General features: G+C 71.0%; 18 protein-coding genes. 6 read left to right on the plus strand and 12 right to left on the minus strand.

Features of this window, described 5'->3' with window-relative positions:
- Positions 1-28: 28 nt before the first annotated feature.
- From hemH to E4A53_RS07945, 3 genes are all read right to left on the minus strand, one after another.
- Entirely contained in the window at positions 29-1,015 is a 987-nt protein-coding gene (hemH, locus tag E4A53_RS07935) for a ferrochelatase (protein ID WP_136162553.1), read from the minus strand.
- A complete protein-coding gene (locus E4A53_RS07940) occupies positions 1,012-3,249 on the minus strand; it encodes a xanthine dehydrogenase family protein molybdopterin-binding subunit (protein ID WP_206366270.1) in 2,238 nt (745 codons plus the stop codon). The genes hemH and E4A53_RS07940 overlap by 4 nt, the downstream gene beginning before the upstream one ends.
- Positions 3,250-3,416: 167 nt before the next feature.
- Positions 3,417-5,126: a class I adenylate-forming enzyme family protein gene (locus E4A53_RS07945; protein WP_206366271.1), complete on the minus strand. Its 1,710-nt coding sequence runs from the start codon at positions 5,124-5,126 to the stop codon at positions 3,417-3,419.
- A gap of 69 nt (positions 5,127-5,195) precedes the next feature.
- On the opposite strand from E4A53_RS07945, the gene lgt reads away from it, so the two are divergent.
- Genes lgt through pgeF form a run of 4 tightly spaced genes read left to right on the plus strand, consistent with a single transcriptional unit; the run spans position 5,196 to position 8,386 of the window.
- Positions 5,196-6,056, plus strand: a complete 861-nt coding sequence (lgt, locus tag E4A53_RS07950) for a prolipoprotein diacylglyceryl transferase (protein ID WP_136162554.1) — start codon at positions 5,196-5,198, stop codon at positions 6,054-6,056.
- Positions 6,037-7,113, plus strand: coding sequence for a class I SAM-dependent methyltransferase (locus E4A53_RS07955; RefSeq protein WP_420822617.1), 1,077 nt, complete (start codon positions 6,037-6,039; stop codon positions 7,111-7,113). The genes lgt and E4A53_RS07955 overlap by 20 nt, the downstream gene beginning before the upstream one ends.
- Entirely contained in the window at positions 7,110-7,622 is a 513-nt protein-coding gene (locus tag E4A53_RS07960) for a GNAT family N-acetyltransferase (RefSeq protein WP_136162555.1), read from the plus strand. Before E4A53_RS07955 ends, E4A53_RS07960 begins: the two co-directional genes overlap by 4 nt.
- Entirely contained in the window at positions 7,619-8,386 is a 768-nt protein-coding gene (gene pgeF, locus E4A53_RS07965) for a peptidoglycan editing factor PgeF (RefSeq protein ID WP_136162556.1), read from the plus strand. The genes E4A53_RS07960 and pgeF overlap by 4 nt, the downstream gene beginning before the upstream one ends.
- Here pgeF and E4A53_RS07970 read toward each other — a convergent pair.
- Positions 8,383-9,183, minus strand: coding sequence for a hypothetical protein (locus tag E4A53_RS07970; RefSeq protein ID WP_136162557.1), 801 nt, complete (start codon positions 9,181-9,183; stop codon positions 8,383-8,385). The two genes, pgeF and E4A53_RS07970, sit on opposite strands and share 4 nt — an antisense overlap.
- A gap of 168 nt (positions 9,184-9,351) precedes the next feature.
- Here E4A53_RS07970 and E4A53_RS07975 point away from each other — a divergent pair, with 168 nt between their 5' ends.
- Entirely contained in the window at positions 9,352-10,659 is a 1,308-nt protein-coding gene (locus tag E4A53_RS07975; protein ID WP_136162558.1) for a cystathionine gamma-synthase family protein, read from the plus strand.
- Positions 10,660-10,754: 95 nt separating this feature from the next.
- Here E4A53_RS07975 and E4A53_RS07980 read toward each other — a convergent pair whose 3' ends face one another.
- The 6 genes from E4A53_RS07980 to E4A53_RS08005 all read right to left on the minus strand — a co-directional run bounded on the left by E4A53_RS07980 (position 10,755) and on the right by E4A53_RS08005 (position 15,562).
- On the minus strand, positions 10,755-11,159 hold the full coding sequence (locus E4A53_RS07980; protein WP_136162559.1) for a RidA family protein: 405 nt from the start codon (positions 11,157-11,159) through the stop codon (positions 10,755-10,757).
- A 20-nt stretch (positions 11,160-11,179) separates the two neighbouring features.
- Positions 11,180-11,665 (minus strand): VOC family protein, encoded by a 486-nt coding sequence (locus E4A53_RS07985; RefSeq protein WP_136162560.1) that lies wholly within the window; start codon positions 11,663-11,665, stop codon positions 11,180-11,182.
- A gap of 84 nt (positions 11,666-11,749) precedes the next feature.
- On the minus strand, positions 11,750-13,150 hold the full coding sequence (locus E4A53_RS07990) for an FAD/NAD(P)-dependent oxidoreductase (RefSeq protein ID WP_136162561.1): 1,401 nt from the start codon (positions 13,148-13,150) through the stop codon (positions 11,750-11,752).
- Complete coding sequence (locus tag E4A53_RS07995) at positions 13,147-13,431, minus strand: (2Fe-2S)-binding protein (RefSeq protein WP_136162562.1); 285 nt, start codon at positions 13,429-13,431, stop codon at positions 13,147-13,149. Before E4A53_RS07995 ends, E4A53_RS07990 begins: the two co-directional genes overlap by 4 nt.
- Positions 13,431-14,639, minus strand: a complete 1,209-nt coding sequence (locus tag E4A53_RS08000) for an NAD(P)/FAD-dependent oxidoreductase (RefSeq protein WP_239018198.1) — start codon at positions 14,637-14,639, stop codon at positions 13,431-13,433. Before E4A53_RS08000 ends, E4A53_RS07995 begins: the two co-directional genes overlap by 1 nt.
- Positions 14,636-15,562: a dihydrodipicolinate synthase family protein gene (locus tag E4A53_RS08005; RefSeq protein WP_239018194.1), complete on the minus strand. Its 927-nt coding sequence runs from the start codon at positions 15,560-15,562 to the stop codon at positions 14,636-14,638. Before E4A53_RS08005 ends, E4A53_RS08000 begins: the two co-directional genes overlap by 4 nt.
- 125 nt (positions 15,563-15,687) lie before the next feature.
- On the opposite strand from E4A53_RS08005, the gene E4A53_RS08010 reads away from it, so the two are divergent.
- The gene (locus E4A53_RS08010; protein WP_136162564.1) at positions 15,688-16,596 is read left to right on the plus strand and encodes a LysR family transcriptional regulator; all 909 of its coding nucleotides are present in this window, start codon (positions 15,688-15,690) and stop codon (positions 16,594-16,596) included.
- Positions 16,597-16,606: 10 nt separating this feature from the next.
- On the opposite strand, the gene E4A53_RS08015 is transcribed toward E4A53_RS08010, so the two are convergent.
- Both E4A53_RS08015 and E4A53_RS08020 read right to left on the minus strand, forming a co-directional pair.
- Positions 16,607-18,052, minus strand: a complete 1,446-nt coding sequence (locus tag E4A53_RS08015) for a sodium:solute symporter family protein (protein WP_136162565.1) — start codon at positions 18,050-18,052, stop codon at positions 16,607-16,609.
- Positions 18,049-18,330 carry a DUF3311 domain-containing protein gene (locus E4A53_RS08020; RefSeq protein WP_136162566.1) on the minus strand — a complete coding sequence of 94 codons (282 nt, stop codon included), beginning with the start codon at positions 18,328-18,330 and terminating at the stop codon, positions 18,049-18,051. The genes E4A53_RS08015 and E4A53_RS08020 overlap by 4 nt, the downstream gene beginning before the upstream one ends.
- Between the last annotated feature and the right edge of the window lie 270 nt (positions 18,331-18,600).

Consider the following 18,600-nt stretch of genomic DNA (forward strand, 5'->3'; position numbering starts at 1 on the left):
GACTCTCCTGCCTCGTTGGACGGAAAGACTAGGCGGCCGGCGCCCACCCTTCAAGCTCGCGTCGCAGCAGATGGCGCAGTAATTCAACGCCCTCCGCCTCCGCGTTCAGGCAGGGCAGGCAGGCGAAATCGCTTCCCCCCGCCGCCAGGAAGGTCTGGCGCCCCCGGATGCCCAGCTCCTCCAGCGTTTCCAGGCAGTCGGCGGCGAAACCGGGGGTTAGCACGGCCACCCGGCGCACTCCCTGCCCCGGCAGCGCCGCCAGCACCGCGTCGGTCGCCGGCTCCAGCCAGCGCGCCCGCCCGAAACGCGACTGGAACGTGACGGTCAGCGGCCGGCCAAGCGCCTCCGACAGCAGCCGCGCCGTGGCGATGCAATGATCGTAATATGGGTCGCCCAACGCCCGCGTCCGCTCCGGCATGCCGTGAAAGCTGGCGACCAGCGCGTCCGGCGCGAACGGCAGCGCCGCCAGCGCCCGCTCGGTCGCCGCCTTCAGCGCGGCGATATACGCCGGCTCGGCATAATAGGGCGGCAGCACCCGCAACGCCGGCTGCACCCGCATCGCCGCCAGGGCGGCATGGGCGGCATCGGTCGCCGCCGCCGTCGTCGCCGCGCAATATTGCGGGTAGAGCGGGGCGATCAGGATGCGGTCGCACCCCGCCGCCTGCAACGCCGCGATCCGCGCGCCGATCGCCGGCTGGCCGTAGCGCATCGCATGGTCGACGATCACCTCCGGCCCGAACGCGCCGGCCAGCGCCGCCGCCTGCGCGCGGGTGATCGCGGCCAGCGGCGACCCGTCTGCCCCCCATATCTCGGCATAGGCCCTGGCCGACTTGCGCGGCCGCACGGTCAAAATGATCCCGCGCAGGATCGGCTGCCACAGCAGCGGCGGGATCTCGATCACCCGCCGGTCGGACAGGAACTCGCGCAGATAGCGGCGCACCGCCGGCGCGGTCGGCGCGTCCGGCGTGCCGAGGTTGACCAGCAGCACGCCGATCCGGGGCGCGGTGCTGCTCATGCGGCGGTCGTGAACGGCAGGGTGCGGAACCGGCGGCCGGTCGCCGCGAACAGCGCGTTGGCGATCGCCGGGGCGACCGGCGGCACCGCCACCTCGCTTGCCCCCCCCGGCTCCGCCTTGCTGGCGACCAGTTCCACCGTCACCTCCGGGCTGTCGGCCAGCCTCGGCAGGCGCAGATCGCCCAGCCGGCGCGGCCCGGCCAGCCCGGCGGCGATGCTGACCGGCGCCGCCACCGCCGCCGCCATGCCGAACAGCAGCCCGCCCTCAATCTGCTGGCGGACGATGTCGGGGTGGATCATCCGCCCGAGATCGGCGACGGCGACCAGCCGGTCGACGCGGACCCGGTCGCCGTCCAGCCGCGCCTCGGCCAGCACCGCGACGAACGACCCGCGCGAAGCGTGGCAGGCGATGCCCTGCCCGGTCCCGGCGCCGCCGCCCTGCCAGCCGCCGAGCGCGGTCGCGGTCGACAGGCAGCGGGCAAGCCGCGGCTGCCCGGCGAGCATCGCCATCCGGCAGGAAAACGGGTCGATCCCGGCGGCCTGCGCCAGCTCGTCGATGAAGGATTCGGTGGCGAAGGCGCTGACGAAATCGCCGCCCGAACGCCAGTATCCGGTCGGCAGATCGATCTCGGCCGGGTGGTAGTCCACCGCCAGCGCCGGGATGCGATAGGGCGGCACCGCGCCCGCCACCGCCAGCCCGTCCCCCCCCCGCGCGGCCGCGAACGCAGCGCCGGCCAGCGTCTCGCCGGCCAGCAGCCGATCGGCCAACTCCTGCCCCCAGGCCGGCGTCGCGATCTTCGCCTGCCAGCCGAGCACCCGCCCGGCCGGGTCGGTCCGCGCCGCCATCCGTGCCCGCGCCGGGGCGCGGAACCGGTCGTGCATCATCTCCTCGGCGCGCGACCACATCAACTGCACCGGCCGGTCCAGCCGGCGGGCGAGCACCGCCACCTGCGCCGCCACCTCATGGTCGAGCGCCCGGCCGAAACCGCCGCCGATCAGCATCGGGTGGACGACGACCTGCGTCTCCGCCACCCCGATCGCCGCCGCCGCCACGCGCCGCGCGACGGCGGGCGCCTGGGTCGGCAGCCAGATTTCCAACAGGTCGCGGTCCCAGTTGGCGGTCGCCGCCGGCGTTTCCGGGCTGGCATGCTGCCCAACCCCGACAACATAGTCGGCAACGCGGATCGTCTGGCCACGAAACGCCTCGGCCAGCTCGCCCTGCCCGGCGATCCGGTGGCCGTCGCCATTCAGCGCCGCCGCCAGCGCCGCGTCGATCGCCGCGTCGTCGATCAGCGGTTTAGGCGTCTCGAAGCGTGGCGCCATCGCGTCGAGCGCGCGGTTCGCCGCCCACCAGTTGCTGGCAACCGCCGCCACCCAGTGGTCGGTGGTGACGACGGAACGCATTCCGGCAACCCGCTCGGCCGCCGCCTTGTCGACGCGGACCAGCCGGCTGCCGCCGATCGGTCCCTGGCGGATAGCGGCATAGACCATGCGCGGCAGGCGGATGTCGGCGGCGAAGGTTGCCGAGCCGTCGATCTTGCCCGGCAGGTCCAGCCGCAGCGGCGACTGGCCGGACAGCCGGTCCGGCCCCTCGGCGCGCCAGGGCGGCGGGCTCGGCGCGGTGTAGCCGGCCGCCTCCACCGCCAGTTCGCCGAAGCGCAGCCGCCGTTCCTCGGCGACGACGAAGCCATCCTTGGTATCGCACGTCTCCCACGCGATGCCCCAGCGCGCCGCCGCCGCCTTGGCCAGCAGCACCCGTGCCGTCGCCCCGGCATCGCGCAGCGGCCGCTCGAACGCGCGCAGCGACGTCGATCCGGCCGTCGCCATCAACCCGCTACGCTCGGCATAGCCGGCGGCGCTGCCGGTCAGCGCCGGGGCCAGCGCCGCCGCCATCCCGGTCGCCAGCAGCCGGTTGGCGTAAAGCGGGTTGAGCGGCGCCGCCTCGACCGCGATCGTCCGCCAGTCGGCGCCCAATTCGTCGGCGACGATCTGGGGAAGGCTAGTCGTCACCCCCTGCCCCATCTCGGCCTGCGGCACGACGACAGTGACGTGTCCGTCCTCGCCGATCTTGATCCACGCGCTGATGATCGTCTCGCCCGGCGCGGCGACAAGATTGGGGGCATAGCGGCGCGGCCATGCCGCCCAGGCGACGAGCAGGCCGATCCCGGCGCCGCCGCCGATCAGCAGGCCGCGCCGGCTGACGCGGCCGCTCAGGTCGGAAAGGCTTGGGACCATGACGGGCGTTTAGGGTTTGTCCTGTTTAAGCTGCACCAGCCCGCTCCCCCACCCGGCCTCCCATATGATACTGCCGTCGGGAGGCCGGGTGGGGGAGCGGGCCGGCGCCGATTCCACCTGAAGCAGACAAGCTCTAGCCATGTCCCGCGCCGGGCGCCAGAGCGCGATCACGCCGCTTCGCGCGCATAGACCGCACGGTAATGCGCGCGCAGCCGCACCTTGTCGATCTTCTCGGTGCCCAGCCGCGGCAACGGCTCCGGCGCAACCCAGATGCGCTGCGGCACCTTGAACCCGGCGATCCGCCCGACGAGGAACTCGCACAGCTCCAGCGGCGCCAGCACCACCCCGGCCTTGGCGTGGACGACGGCGCCCGGCACCTCGCCCAGCCGCCGGTCGGGCAGCGCGAACACCGCCGCCTCCGCCACGTCGGGGTGGGCGTAGAGCGCGGCCTCCACCTCCAGGCAGCTGATATTCTCGCCGCCCCGGATGATGATGTCCTTCTTGCGGTCGACGATGAAAACGTAACCGTCGGCGTCAAGATAGCCGACGTCGCCGGTGCGGAAATAGCCGTCGGCGGTGAACGCCTCATGCGTCGACGCCGGGTCGTTCCAGTACTCCTTGAAGTTGCAGATGCTGCGGATGCAGATTTCGCCGCGCTCGCCGGTCGCCATCGGCTGCCCGGCGTCGTCGAGGATGGCCAGGTCGACCAGCGGGTAGGAAGCGCGGCCGGTGCTGTCCGGCTTGGCCAGATAATTCTCGCGGAAATTGGCGCACCCGACTGCGTTGGTCTCGGTCAGGCCATAGCCGATCAGCGGCTTGGCCTCGCCCATCTCCTCGGACAGGCGGCGGACATGCTCGACCGGGCGCGGCGCCCCGCCGGCGGCGAAATCGCGGCAGGACGACAGGTCGAAGCGCGCCCGTTCCGGGTGGGTCAGTATCTCGAAGCTCATCAGCGGCACGCCGACAAAATAGGTGATCTTCTCGCGCTCGATCAGCCGCATCGCCTCGCGCGCGTCCCACTTCGACATCATCACCAGCTTGCGGCCCATCGCAAAGCTCTGCAGCATCACCGGCACCTCGGCGGTGACATGGAACAGCGGCACGTTGAGCAGCGTCGCCGGCTGCAGCGTCGGCGCGCCATGCTCGGCGGTGACCAGCTCCAGCCCGATCAGCGACTGGACCAGATAGTTGAACGTCGCCTGCATCACCGCCCGGTGGTCGGACAGCGCTCCTTTCGACTGGCCGGTCGAGCCGGACGTGAACAGGATGGTCGCGTCGTCCTCCGGCCCGACATCGGGCAGGCGGGTCTCGGCGCCGCCGCCGCGCGCCAGCACCGGCGCCAACACCGCCGCCGTCGGCTGGTCGAAATCGAGCGTGACCAACTCGGCGCTGTGGCCGTCCGCCGCCTCGGCCAGCCTGGCGGCGCGCGGGGCGTCGGTGAAAACCAGCCGCGTATCGGTGTCACGCAGCCCGGCGGCCAGCTCCGCCCCCCGCCACCAGCCGTTGAGCAGCGTCGCGACGCCGCCGGCCATCAGGATCGCCATCTCCAGGATGATCCACGCCGGCGCGTTGCGCGCCGCGATGCCGATATGGTCGCCCGGCGCGACGCCGAAGCCGTGGACCAGCGCCCCGGCCACCGCCCGCGCATGGGCATAGGTCTCGGCGAAGCTCAGCCGCTCGTCGCCGTCGACCAGGAATGTCTTGTCGCCATGCTCGGCGCAGAAATGAGCGAAATAATATGGGAGTGCCGGCGGCGCGGCGGCGATCAGCGGCAGGCTCGATCCTTCCCGCTCGATGGCGGACAGCGGCAGCATGCCGTCCGGCCCGGTGATCCGTCGCGCGATTGCATCCATCCGCTGGTCGAGCGCAGTCGGCATGTCCCCTCTCTTCCCCTTGGTCTTGCCGTTTGTCGCCACTATGAAGGCGGAAAGCCAAAGGGAAAAGCCTTGATCCTCACCCTCCTAGCTGACGCTACGGCCGCCTTGCATTTCGACTCGCTTGGCCTGTCTCCGATCGCGCTCGACCTCGGGTTCTTCCAGATAAAATGGTACTCGCTGGCCTATATCGCGGGAATCATCATCGGCTGGTGGTACCTGTTGAAACTGCTCGACAAGCCGGGCGCGCCGATGGCCCGGCGCCATGCCGACGATTTGATCTTCTACGCGACGATCGGCATCATCGCCGGCGGCCGCATCGCCTATATCCTGTTCTACAAGCCGGAAATCCTGGCCGACCCGATCCAGATCCTGAAATTATGGGAAGGCGGCATGTCGTTCCATGGCGGGGTGATCGGCGTGTCGCTCGCCATCGTCTATCTGGCGCGCAAGAACGGGCTGAACTGGCTGCGCATCCACGATTACGTCGCCTGCTGCGTGCCGTTCGGCCTGTTCTTCGGCCGCCTCGCCAATTTCGTCAACGGCGAGCTGTGGGGCCGACCGACCGACGTGCCATGGGCCATCGTCTTCCCGCGCGGCGGCGACGTCGCCCGCCACCCGAGCCAGCTCTACGAGGCGGGGGTCGAAGGCGTGTTCCTGTTCGCGGTGCTGTGGTTCCTGTTCTGGCGCACCGACGCCCGCTATCAGCCGGGCAAGCTGGTCGGCACCTTCCTGCTGATCTACGGCGCCGGCCGCTTCGTCATCGAACATTTCCGCCAGCCGGACGAGGGGCTGGAGCATCTGTGGTGGGGCTTGTCGATGGGGCAGACGCTGTGCGTGCCGATGGTGCTCGGCGGCCTGTACCTGATCGCCACCGCCAAGCGCCGGCGGGTGCGGGTGGAGCCGGTGGCCGGTGACCAGAGCGTCGCCTGAACCGGCACCCGGTGCCGCCGCGCTGACCTGCGCGGAGGTGCTGCGCGCCGCCATCCTGCTCGACGGCCCGGTCCCGATCAGCCATTTCATGGCGGCGGCGAACGCGCATTATTATGCGACGCGCGACCCGCTCGGCACCGCCGGCGATTTCGTCACCGCGCCGGAAATCAGCCAGATGTTCGGCGAGATGATTGGCCTGTGGCTGGCCGATCTGTGGGACCGCGCCGGCCGCCCCCCTTGCCGCTATGTCGAGCTAGGGCCGGGGCGCGGCACCCTCGCCGCCGATGCTCTGCGCGCGATGAAGACCGCCGGCCTCGTGCCGCCGGTACATTTCGTCGAAACCAGCCCGCTGCTCGCCGCGGCGCAGGCGGAACGGGTGTCCGGCGCCAGCCGCCACGCCATCCTCGCCGATGTGCCCGACGATCTGCCGCTGCTCGTCGTCGCCAACGAATTCTTCGACGCCCTGCCGATCCGCCAGCTCATCCGCGCCGCCGGCGGCTGGCGGGAACGCCATGTCGGCCTGGTCGACGGGCTGTTCCTGCCCACCGTCGGCGGCCCGCCGCTCGACGCGATCCTGCCGGACGCCCTGCGTGACGCCGCCCCCGGCAGCATCGTCGAAACCTGCCCGGCCGCCGCCGCCGTCGCGCGCCTGCTGGGGGAACGGCTGGCGGCGCGGGGCGGCGCGGCGATCGTCGTCGACTACGGCTATTCCGGCCCGGCGGTCGGCGAAACCTTGCAGGCGGTCAGCCGCCACGCCCCCGCCAATCCGTTCGAGGCACCGGGCGAGCGCGACCTGACCGCCCATGTCGATTTCGCCATGCTGGCGGAAGCCGCCCGCGCCGGCGGCGCCGAAACCCACGGCCCGCTCGCCCAGGGCGAATGGCTGCGCCGGATCGGCATAGAGGCACGCGCCGCCGCCCTCGCCAACCGCCCCGACCGCACCGCCGAAATCGTAGCCGCCCTCGCCCGGCTGACCGCGCCGGACCAGATGGGCGCCCTGTTCAAGGCGCTGGCGCTGACCGCGCCCGGCTGGCCGCATCCGGAGGGCTTCGCATGACCGTCAGCTATCGCGCCGCCACCCCGACCGACTATGAACCGCTGGCGGCGATGGCCCGGCAAAGCTGGATAGAAACCTTCGGCCATCTCTACAGCGAGGACGACCTCAACGCTTTCATCGGCCCGGTGTTCGGGCCGGACGGGCTGGGGCGGGAACTGTCCGACCCCACCCTCAATATCCGGCTCGCCGAGGAGGATGGCCGCATCGCCGGCTTCGCCAAGATCGGCCCGGTCAGCATGCCCGGCCCGCTCCCCGCACCGGCGACCGAACTGAAGCAGCTTTACGTGCTGAAACCCTGGCAGGGTCGCGGCGTGGCCCCGGCGCTTATGGACTGGGCGATCGAGACCGCACGCGCCGCTGGCTCCGGCTTCGTCCATCTGTCGGTCTATGCGGAAAACCATCGCGCCAAAGCCTTCTACACCCGCTATGGCTTCAGCGAGATCGGGCGCTACGGCTTCGTCGTCGGCAACCAGGTCGATGATGAACGCATCTGGAGCAAACCGCTATGAGCGCGATCGAGGTGATCCGCGCCGCCGCGCTCGACGGCGTGCCCCACGGCTTCCTCGGCCGGCGCGGCGGGCTGTCGCGGGGCATCCACGCCGGGCTGAATATCGGCCTTGGTTCGGACGACGACCACGCGACCGTCGCCGCCAACCGGGCGCTGGCGCGCGACGCGGTACTGCCCGGCGCGGCGCTGGTCTCCGTCCATCAAATCCATTCGGCCGATGTCGTCACCGCCACCGCCGCCTTCGCGGACGACGCCCGCCCCCATGCCGACGCGCTGGTCACCGACCGGCCCGGCCTGCTGCTCGGCATCGTCACGGCCGATTGCGTGCCGGTGCTCGCCGCCGACGCGGAGGCCGGCGTCGTCGGCGCCGCCCATGCCGGGTGGAAAGGCGCGATCGGCGGCGTCACCGACGCACTGGTCGCGGCGATGGAGCGGCTCGGCGCCCGCCGAAACCGGATCGCCGCCGCGACCGGCCCGTGCATCGGCCGCGCCTCCTACGAGGTCGACGACGCCTTCGCCGAACGCTTCGCGGCGGACGATCCGGCCAATGAACGCTTCTTCTCCGCCGGCCGCGCCGGCCATCACATGTTCGACATAGAAGCCTATGTCGCCGCCCGCCTCGCCGCCGCCGGGGTCGGCCGGGTCGAAACCCTCGGCCTCGACACCTATGCCGCGCCGGAACGCTTCTTCAGCTATCGCCGCGCCACCCATCGCGGGGAACCGGGCTATGGGCGGCAGATTTCGTTGATCGGCCTGCCGGCTTAGCGCCCCTCGTAATTGCGCGGCGTCCGGCGGGTGCCGTAGTCGATCCGGATTCGCACCCATTCGCCGACCTGCGGCCGCCCGCCGATCTGCGGCGGCCTGACCTTGAACTGCCAGGCGGCGGCCAGCACCGCGCGGGCGATGTTTGACCGCTCCGGATATTCGTCGAGCGCTATGCAATCCTCGACGCGGAAATTCGGCGCGGTGCGGCAGGCGATCAGCCCCCAGCCCGGCCCGCTGGCGGTGGCGAGATAGCCGCTCAGTTCGTCGTCATACGGCTCGCGGTACCATGAGGCGGCGTAAAGCGGCTCGCCGTTCGGCCCGCTGCCGGCGACGCGCTGCGAATCCCCCGGCGACGCGGTGTTCGGCGGCCCGGCCAGCGGCCGGCTGGCGACAGCGGCGGGCGGCCGCGCCGGCATCGCGCCGATATCGGCCACCGCCAACTGATCGCGGGTCAGCGGAATGAACGGCGACAGCACCGGCCGCTCCGCCGGCTGCGGCGGCGCTGCCTCCGCTGGCGCGGCCGGCTGGCGTTCCTGCGGCTCGGCGGCGCGGCGGCTTTCCGGGCTGGCCGCCGGCTCGGGTGCCGGCGGCGCCGGTTCGGACGCCGGCAGATTGAACAGCTTCACCTCCACCGGCACCTCCTTCTGGCGCAGGATCGGCGGCGCCAGGGTCAGCAGCGCCAGGCAGAGCAGCAATTCGACGAACAGGGTCAGGACGATGCCGGTCGCCCGCTTGCGCGCACCCGCGCGCAGCCGCCCGATGAACGAGTCGGCGATAGCGGATACCGGCTGGGGCAAAGACAGGGACCTCGTCGGGCGCGGGGGACGCGGCGTTCCGGCGCGGCGCAGGGATAAGGCGGCACCCGGGGCAAGACAAGCCATATCCCCCGCCGCGCCCCGTGCAGGCGGGCGCGATTTCAGCTACGACCGTCTCATTCAAAGGACTCAGCCCGAAGGCGACACAGAATGACATCCGATACCGAAGTAGACCAGGCCGGCGCCCGCCGGCGCAAACCGCGCAGCGCCGCCGACACCGTCGGCAACCGCCGCCTGAAACCGTCGACGATGATGATGGGCCACGGCTTCGACCCAATGCTGTCGGAAGGCTCGCTGAAACCGCCGATCTTCCTGACCTCGACCTTCGTGTTCGAGAGCGCCGCCGCCGGCAAGCGCCATTTCGAAGGCGTCACCGGCAAGCGGCCGGGCGGCGCCGAGGGCCTCGTCTATTCCCGCTTCAACGGCCCCAATCAGGAAATATTGGAGGACCGGCTCGGCATCTGGGAAGACGCGGAGGATGCGCTGACCTTCTCCAGCGGTATGTCGGCGATCGCCACGCTGTTCCTGGCAATGGTCAAGCCGGGCGACACGATCATCCATTCCGGCCCGCTCTACGCGGCGACGGAAACGCTGATCGCACGGGTGCTCGGCAAGTTCGGCGTCAATTTCCTCGACTTTCCCGCCGGCGCCTCCCGCGCAGAGATCGACGCGGTGCTCGAAAAGGGCGCGAAGGGCCATGTCGCGCTGATCTACCTTGAAAGCCCGGCCAACCCGACCAACGCGCTCGTCGATATCGAGGCGGTCGCCGCCAGCCGCGACGCGATCTTCGGCACCGGGGCGGACGCGCCGCCGATCGCCATCGACAACACCTTCCTCGGCCCGCTGTGGCAGCAGCCGCTGAAGCACGGCGCCGACCTCGTCGTCTATTCGCTGACCAAATATGCCGGCGGGCACAGCGACCTCGTCGCCGGCGGCGTGCTCGGGCGCAAGGAGCCGATCAACACGGTCCGGCTGCTGCGCAACACCATCGGCACCATCCTCGACCCGCATACCGCATGGATGCTGCTGCGCAGCCTTGAAACGCTGGAATTGCGGATGAGCCGGGCCGGCGAGAACGCAGCGAAGGTCTGCGCCTTCCTGCGCGACCACCCGAAGGTCGAACGCGTCGGCTATCTCGGTTTTCTGGAAGGCGACCGGCAGGCCGACATCTACCGTCGCCACTGCCTCGGCGCCGGCTCGACCTTCTCGCTGTTCATCAAGGGCGGAGAGGCGGAATCCTTCCGCTTCCTCGACGCGCTCAGCATCGCCAAGCTGGCGGTCAGCCTCGGCGGCACCGAAACCCTCGCCTCCCACCCGGCGGCGATGACCCATTTGTCTGTCTCGCCGGAACGCAAGGCGGCGCTCGGTATCACCGACAACCTCGTCCGCATCTCGATCGGCGTCGAGGATGCCGACGACCTGATCGCCGACTTCGCCCAGGCCCTGTCCGCGATCTAGCATCACCCCTGTGCTCCTGCGAAAACAGAAGCACAGACAGCGCAAGTGCCCGTCCCGCACCCTGCTTCAAAGCCGGGGTTCGGGATGGCGCGCCCTCAGCCCAGCGCCGCCGTCGCCTCGATCTCGATCAGGAAATCGGGCAGCGCCAGCGCGGCGACGCCGATGAAGGTGTTCGGCGCCGGCGTCACCCCGTCATAAAACGCCATGATCTCCGGCAGCACCGCGCCCAGCTTGTCGGGGTGGTGGTCGACGACATAGGTGCGCAGTCGGACGACATCGGCTGGCGTCGCCCCGGCCTCGGCCAGCACCGCCTTCAGATTGGCTAGGGCCTGCCGGGTCTGCGCGGCCAGGTCGCCGGCGCCGACGATCGCGCCGTCCTTGTCCCACGCCACCTGCCCGGCCAGGTGCAGCGTGCGCCCGCCTTCCTGCAACGCAGCATGGGAAAAGCCGTAGCCGACGCTGTCGTACAGCGAGGCGGGATTGATGCGGCGGTTGGTCATCGGGTGGCTCCTCTGCCGGGTCAGTCGACGATTTCGAGCGGGTTGCCGAACGGGTCGCGCATGTAGAGATTCTTCTTGCCGGCGAGCGGCCCGGCATCGATCGCAATCGTTTCCATGGCGGTGCAGCCATGGGCGACCAGATAGCGCTTCGCCAGTTCGACATCGTCGACCCGGATCGCCAGATGGTGACCGCCGATATCGCAGACGCGCGGACGCGCCGTCGCCCGGCCGGCCGGCGCGTCATACTGCACCAGTTGCAGGTTAAGATTGTCGAACAGCGCCAGCATCGCCAGCGTCAGCCGCGCGCCGGCCACGCCGACATGCGCCTCCATCCAGTCGCGCCCGTCGGGCAGCGGCGGAATCTCGGCGCCGTCCAGCGGCCCCATGCGGAACAGCTCGCGCGCGCCCAGCACGTCGCGGTAGAAGGCGACGGCGGCGTCCAGGTCGGCGACGGTGAACGACACATGGTCGGCGGCAAGGAAACGGGGCCTGGCGGTGTCGGTCATGGCAGCCTCCCTATCATGCATTCGGCCGGACTGTGCCGTGCCGGCATCGCCGCATCAACCCGTCCGTCCGCACCACTTCGTTGCTTAATCCGCAACGGCCTCGGCCGAAACATCGTCCAGCCCGCAAAGCAGGTCGATCGGCACCAGCCGCGCCGGGAAACGCGCGGTGAAGCCGCCGGCGGCCCCCGGCGCCGTGCCGTCCGCCGCCGCGATACGGCGCAGCAGCGCACCCTCGCACATCCGCCCCTGGCACACACCCATGCCGCAGCGCGTGGCCAGCTTGACCGCATTGGGCGCGGTCGCCGTCGCCAGCACGGCGTCGATCTCGGCATGGGTCACATCCTCGCAGCGGCACAGGATGGTGTCGGCCGGCGGCACGCGCGCCAGCACCTCCGCCGGGTCGGCGATCGCGGCGAGCATCCGGGCGAAGCCGGACAGCCGCGCGTGCCGCCGCCGCGTTGCCCGCGCCAGCCCGGCCGCCGCCGCATCGTCCAGCCGGCCGAGCGACCGGGCGATGCCGATCCCGGCCAGCCGTCCTTCGCACAACGCGATCGCCGCGCCGCCGACGCCGGTGGTCTCGCCGGCGACGAACAGGCCGGGCCGGTCGGTCTCCATCCATGCGTCATGCGCGGTTGCCCAGCCCCCGGCCACGGCCTGCCAGCGCACGGTCGCGCCCGCCTGCCGCGGCAGGTCCGCCTGCGGCACGAATCCGTAGCAAAGCGCCACCCGGTCGCAGGCCATGATGCTGCCGTCGGCAAAGCGCGCGGCGGCGACCGCCTCGCTGCCCTCCACCGCCGCGAGCGGCCGCCCGAACCGCACCGGCACCCCGGCCCGCGCCAGCACCCGCCGCGCCGCCGCCGCGTCGACGAACAGCCCGGCATGGCGGACGATCGTCAGCGGATCGGCCAGCGCCCGCGCGACGCAGCGGCCCAGCGGCTGGTCGAACATAACGGCGGCGACCACACCGCCGCTCTCGACGATCTGCGCCGCGACGACCAGCATCAGCGGGTGGGTCCCGGCCAGCACGAAGCGCCCGCCCGGCACGATCCGCTGGCTCTTGACGAAGGCCTGCGCCGCCCCCGCGCTCATCACCCCCGGCAGGGTCCAGCCGGGCAGCGGCACCGGCAGGTCATAACAGCCGGCGGCGACCAGCACCCGCCGCGCCGCCACCCGCTCAGCCCCGTCCGGGGTGACCACCGTCAGCCGGAACCCGTCGGCCCCGGCGGCCAGCCCGGCCACGGCGGTGCCGCCATGCCAGGCAACCCCGCCCAGCCCCTCGAACCGCGCCAGCTGCGCCCGCACCTCGGCATAGGCGCGCCCGGCCAGCCAGTCCGGCACGGTGAACCCGGCCGGCGGCTGGCGGGCGATCTGGCCGCCGGGGCGCGGCTGCTCGTCGAACACGGCAACGCTCAGTCCGGCCGCCGCCGCCTGCTCGGCCGCCGCCTGCCCCGCCGGGCCGCCACCTATGATCGCGAGGTCGATCATGCCGCCGGTCCTGTCTCGACCCGCAGCCCCGGCGCCGCCGGGGTCAGGCAGGCGCGCACCCGCCGCGCGCCGCCGTCGCCGCGCAAGGTGACCAGACACTCGCTGCACGTCCCCATGTTGCAGAACAGGCCGCGCGGCGCCCCGCTCCGGTCCCGCCGCATCGCCGCGCGCCCGTCCGCCAGCATCGCCGTCGCGATCGTCTCGCCGGCAAACGCCGCCATCTCTTCGCCGTCGACGAAGAGAGTAAACGGCGCGCCGCGCTCGGTCCCCGCTATCCGCATCACCCCCCCATGAAGCTGTTCAGATGGTCGAACCGCGCCGGCGCCGCGATCGCCAGCGCCGCTTTCGCCTCGGCCGCTGCGCCGCCGCCGGCCATCTGCGCGGCGATCAACCGGGCAAAGGTCGGCCCCAGCGTGAAGGCGGAACCGCCGGCGGCGACGAACAGCCCCGGCGCGCAGGGCACCGCGCCGACCAGCGGATACTGGTCGGCGGTGATCGCGGTCGTGCCGGTCCAGCTGCGGATCAGGTTCAGCCCGCCGACATGCGGCAGCACCGCCGTCGCCACCGCCAGGTTGCCGGCCAGCGACGGCGCCAGCAATTCCGGCCGCCGACTCAGGTCGAACCGGCCGTCGCCCGCCGCCATCCGCGACGGCCATCCGCCGCCGATCAGCACATTGCCGGCATGGGCCTGCTTCATCGACAGCCGCCGCCCGACATGCTGGATCAGATGGGGCAGGAACGGCGCGACCCGCTCGGTCACGTTCATCTGCAACGCCACCGGAAACAGCGGCAGGTGGACATTGGCGAGCGCGCCGACCCCGGCGGACCACACCCCGGCGGCGATCAGCAGCTGGTCGGCCTGCACCGTCCCCGCCCCGGCGCCGGCCAGCGTCACCGCAAAGCCGCCGGCGCGGCGCGCAATCGCCGTCACCCGCGTCCGCTCGGCCAGCACCGCCCCCGCCGCCCGCGCCGCCGCCACAAAGGCCGGGGTCACCGCGCGCGGATCGGCATGGCCCTCATCGGCCATGTGGTTGGCGGCAATCACCCGCTCGGACAGATAAGGCGCAATCCGCCGCAGTTCGGCGCCGTCGACCAGCTCGGCGGACAGGCCCGCCGCCCGCTCGCGCGCTGCCTTGCGCTCCAGCATCGCCACTTCGTCCGCGGTCTCGGCGACCATCAGTCCGCCGTGCATGTGGACGTGCAGGTCGGCGCCCAGCGCCTGCTCCAGCCCGCGCCAGTCGTCGACCGCCATCCGGCTGAGGCCGGTGATCGCGGCCGCCTCCGCCGCCTTCGCCTCGCCCTGCTCCAGGAAGCGGCGCTCGATCTGGAAATGCAGCGACCCGGCGTTCTGGCCGGACGCGCCGGCATTGGCGTGTGCCGCCTCGACGATCAGCACGCTGGCCCCGGCCTGCGCCAGCCGCCAGGCGGTCGCGCTGCCGACCAGCCCGGCGCCGACGATCAGCGCATCGACCCGCGCCGGAACGCTCAGAGCCGCCCCAGCGCCGTCAGCGTGTCGCGGATCGCCGCCTCGCCCTCGCCCGACACCGGCAGCAGCGGCGGGCGGACGGTGCCCCCCGGCAGGCCCTGCAGGTTCAGCGCCGCCTTCAGGATCGCCGGGCCGGACCCGAATCGGCCGACCAGATCGCTGGTGTACCATGCGTCCATCGTAGCACGGTCCTGCCGCCCGCACGCACGCGCCGCGTCGATGTCACCGGCCCATAGATGGTTGTAGAAATCCGGCTGGGCGCGGCCGAGCACGCCGCCGGCGCCCATCGTGCCGTCGCCGCCGCGCGCCTGGAGTAGGGTCAGGCCGAACTCGTCCATCGTGTGGCCGAACACCCGCACCTTGTCGCCCAACGCGAAGAAGGTCTCGACAAACCGCTCCATCCGCCCGGTCGACTGCTTGACCGCGACGATATTCGGCAGGTCAGTCAGCCGCTCGAGCAGCGCCACGTCCATGTCGATGCCGGTGCCCGGCGGCCAGTTGTAGATGCACACCGGCAACGCGCTGCCCCGCGAAATCACCGTGTAGAACGCGACGAGTTCCTCCGCGTTCGGGCGCAGATAGGGCGGCGGCATCACCAATATGCCCTGGAATCCGCTCTCCGCCGCCGTCGCCGCATAGGCCAGCACCTCGTTGGCGGTGAACGCGCCGCACCCGGCGACCAGCGGCAGCCGCGCGCCCAGCTGGGCACCGGCGGCGCGGAACAGGCCGTGGCGCTCGTCGGGCGTCAGGCTGGTCCACTCGCCGGTCGTCCCGGCCAGGATCAGCCCGTGCATCCCCTCGCCGTGCAGCCATTCGAGCAGGCCGCCGAGCGCCGGCAGGTCAAGCGCGCCCTCGGCGTCGAACGGCGTGGTGATCGCCGGGATATAGCCTCGCCAGTCGACCCGGTCGCGCTTGTTCAAAACCACCCTCCTTCGCTCGCTCCGCGGCGCGTGTTGCGCCGGTACGAAACTCACTTCAATAACAACGTCGAATGACTATCATTGCGTTTTTCGCAAAACTGCGGCGAGATCGACCGCCTAGGAGAGGCCCGATGTCCGATATCGCATTGATGTATTTCTACGAAGCGGCGACGCTCGGCTCGATGCGGCTGGCCAGCGACAAGATCGGCGTCGCCGTCTCGTCGATCAGCCGCCAGATCGCCCAGCTCGAACAGACGCTCGGCGTCCAGCTGATCGAGCGCAGCCGCCGGTCGATCAAGCTGACCACCGCCGGCGAGCTGGCTTACCAGTATTACCGCTCCGCCCGCGCCGACCGCGAGGCGTTCATCGCCCGGCTGCGCGAGCTGCGCGACATCAAGACCGGCATCGTCCATCTCGCGGTCGGCGAAGGCTTCCTCGGCGGCCCGTTCGTCTCGATCATCGATTCCTTCCAGCGCGCCAATCCAGGCATCGAAATCGTCATCAACAGCGCCGGCACCGCCGACATGCTCCGCATGGTGGTGGAGGACGAGGTGCATATCGGCCTGGTCTTCCACAGCATCGACGAGCCCAAGATCCGCGTCCGCGCCTCCGCCCTGCAACCGCTGATGGTCATCTGCGCCCCCGGCCACCCGCTCGCCGCGCTCGACCGGGTAACGCTGCGCGACCTCACCCATCACCGGCTGTGCCTGCCGCCCAAGGGCTTCCGCATCCGCCAGACGCTGAGCGCGGCGGAAGCCCGCGCGCATATCTGGCTGCAACCGCGCCTGACGACGGATTCGCTCCACGTCCTGTGCGCGACGGCGATGCTCGGCGAAGCGGTCACCATCCTGCCGCCGATCAGCGCGATGGCGGAAATCGAACAGGGTCTGCTGGTCAGCCGCCCACTGGCGGCCAATGATCTCGATCATACGACGATCAGCCTGATCCACCGCCTCGGCCGCCAGCTCGACGGCGCCCCATCGCGGCTGCTGGCGATATTGGAGGCAAAGCTGCGCAGTTGGGCGGCAACCCCGGCATAAGCGCGACGGTTCAGCCCGCCGCCCGCGCCACGCGCGGCGCGGTCGCCAGCACCACGGCGGCCAGGGTCAGCGCGTTGGCTGCCATCGCCACCAGCCCCTTTTCCCAGTTCGGGAAGAACGCCCACAGCCCGTCCAGCCCCGGCAGCAGCAGCACCGCATAGCCGACGACCAGCCCGGCGGTGACGCCCGCCGCATTGGTTCGCCGCCACAGGAAGGCCAGGAACACGCCCGGCGCCAGCATGCCGATCGAACTATACGCCATCAGCCCGATGTCGACCAGCGAACGGCTGCCGCCCAGCGTCAGGTAGACCGCGATCGCCGCGAAACCGACGGTCGCCGCCCGCGACGCGACCAGCGCGCCCTTCTCGCTCATCGCCGGGCGCAGCGGCAGTAGCACGTTGCGGCTGAAAATCGACCCGGCCGCCAGCAGCAGCACCGATCCCGGCACCAGCGCCAGCAGGCAGGCGGTTCCGGCAAGCACCCCCACCGCCCAGGCCGGGTAACTGTCGGCGACGAACTGAAGCAGCGCCGCGTTCAGGTCGCCGTCCGGCGGCTGCACCTGCGCCAGCAGCGCACCGAAGCCGAGCAGGATGATGAAGAAAAACGACAGCGAATAGAGCGGCTGGAAAATCGCGTTGCGCTTGATCGTCCAGCCGTCCTTCGCCGCGTAGCAGAGCTGGAACATGTGCGGGAAGATGTAGGTGCCAAGCGCGACGTTCAGCGCGGAGGTGATCAGCCAGGTCGTGTCCAGCCCCGCCTCCGGCTGCAACCCCGGCAGGCTGGTCAGCCCCGGGTGGGTGGCCTCCGCCCGGTGCAGCAGGTCGATGATCGACGCCGCGCCCACCTTGTCGGCGACGGTGGCGCTGAGCGCGACGACGATGACCAGCATCAGCACGTCCTTCACCCCGGCGGCGAAGGCGGCGGAACGCAGCCCGGCGAAGAACACGAAAGCGAGCATCATCGCCGCCGCCGCGATCGTGCTGGTCATCATCGACACCGGCCGGCCGAGCGACAGTTGCAGGATCACCGACAGCGCGGTCAGCTGGATCTGGACGTAGATGACCAGCGCCGCGATCCCGGCCACCGCCACCACCACCGACAGCGCGCGCGATCCGTAGCGCGCATCGAAGAAATCCGCCTGGGTGATAAGCCCCCTGTCGCGCCCGGCTGCCCAGATCAGCGGCGTCAGCCAGTACCCGATCGCCGCCGCCAGCGACACCGAGCAGAAGGCGAGGTAGGCCGGCGCGCCATAGGCCCAGGCATAGCCGGAAATGCCGAGCACCGCGAAGGTGGTGTAGATCTCGCCGGCGTTCAGGAACCAGAAGATCAGGGTGCCCATCCGCCGTCCGCCGACCGCCCATTCGGTGACGGTCTGCGCCCGCGCCTGCCGCTTGCCGTAGAGCAGCGCGCCAAGCATCGTCCCGACGACGATCGCCACGGTCAGTGCCAGGATCATCGCCCGCCCGCCCCGTCGCCCATGCCGGCGTTCGCGCCGGAGCCCTCGCCGTCCCCGGCGCCGTCATCCGCGCCGTCCCGCGCCGCCCGCCGCTCCATCCAGTACAGCAGCGCGATGCAGGCGGAGGCGAAGACGATCCCGGCGATCTGCCAGAACATCGCGAACGGAATGCCCAGCGGCCGCGCCGCCACCCCGTTCGCCCACGGCGCCAGCCCAAGCTGCCACAGGAACGGCAGGGCCAGCAGCAGATAGCGCCAGCGCGACAAACGCCCGCCCATCTAGCCGCGCCGCCTAAAACGAATGACAGTGAAGCGACTTACGATATTCAGCACGCAAGACTCCTCCCACAACCCCAGTCGTAGTTTGCGTTTTTCGCAAGGATAATTGCAATCCATAGCGATTGCATGCCGCGTTGAAAGCGGGAATTCATTTGCGTGGACGCAACGAGGTGCGGTCGGGTTTGCCTGCCTGCAGACGCTCACCACCAGTCGCGGCGTCCAAACGGCAATGAAAACATACCGCGCGGGGATGTGCGGGTGGAGCAGGGA

Source organism: Sphingomonas flavalba, from assembly GCF_004796535.1.
GTDB lineage: Bacteria > Pseudomonadota > Alphaproteobacteria > Sphingomonadales > Sphingomonadaceae > Sphingomonas_L > Sphingomonas_L flavalba.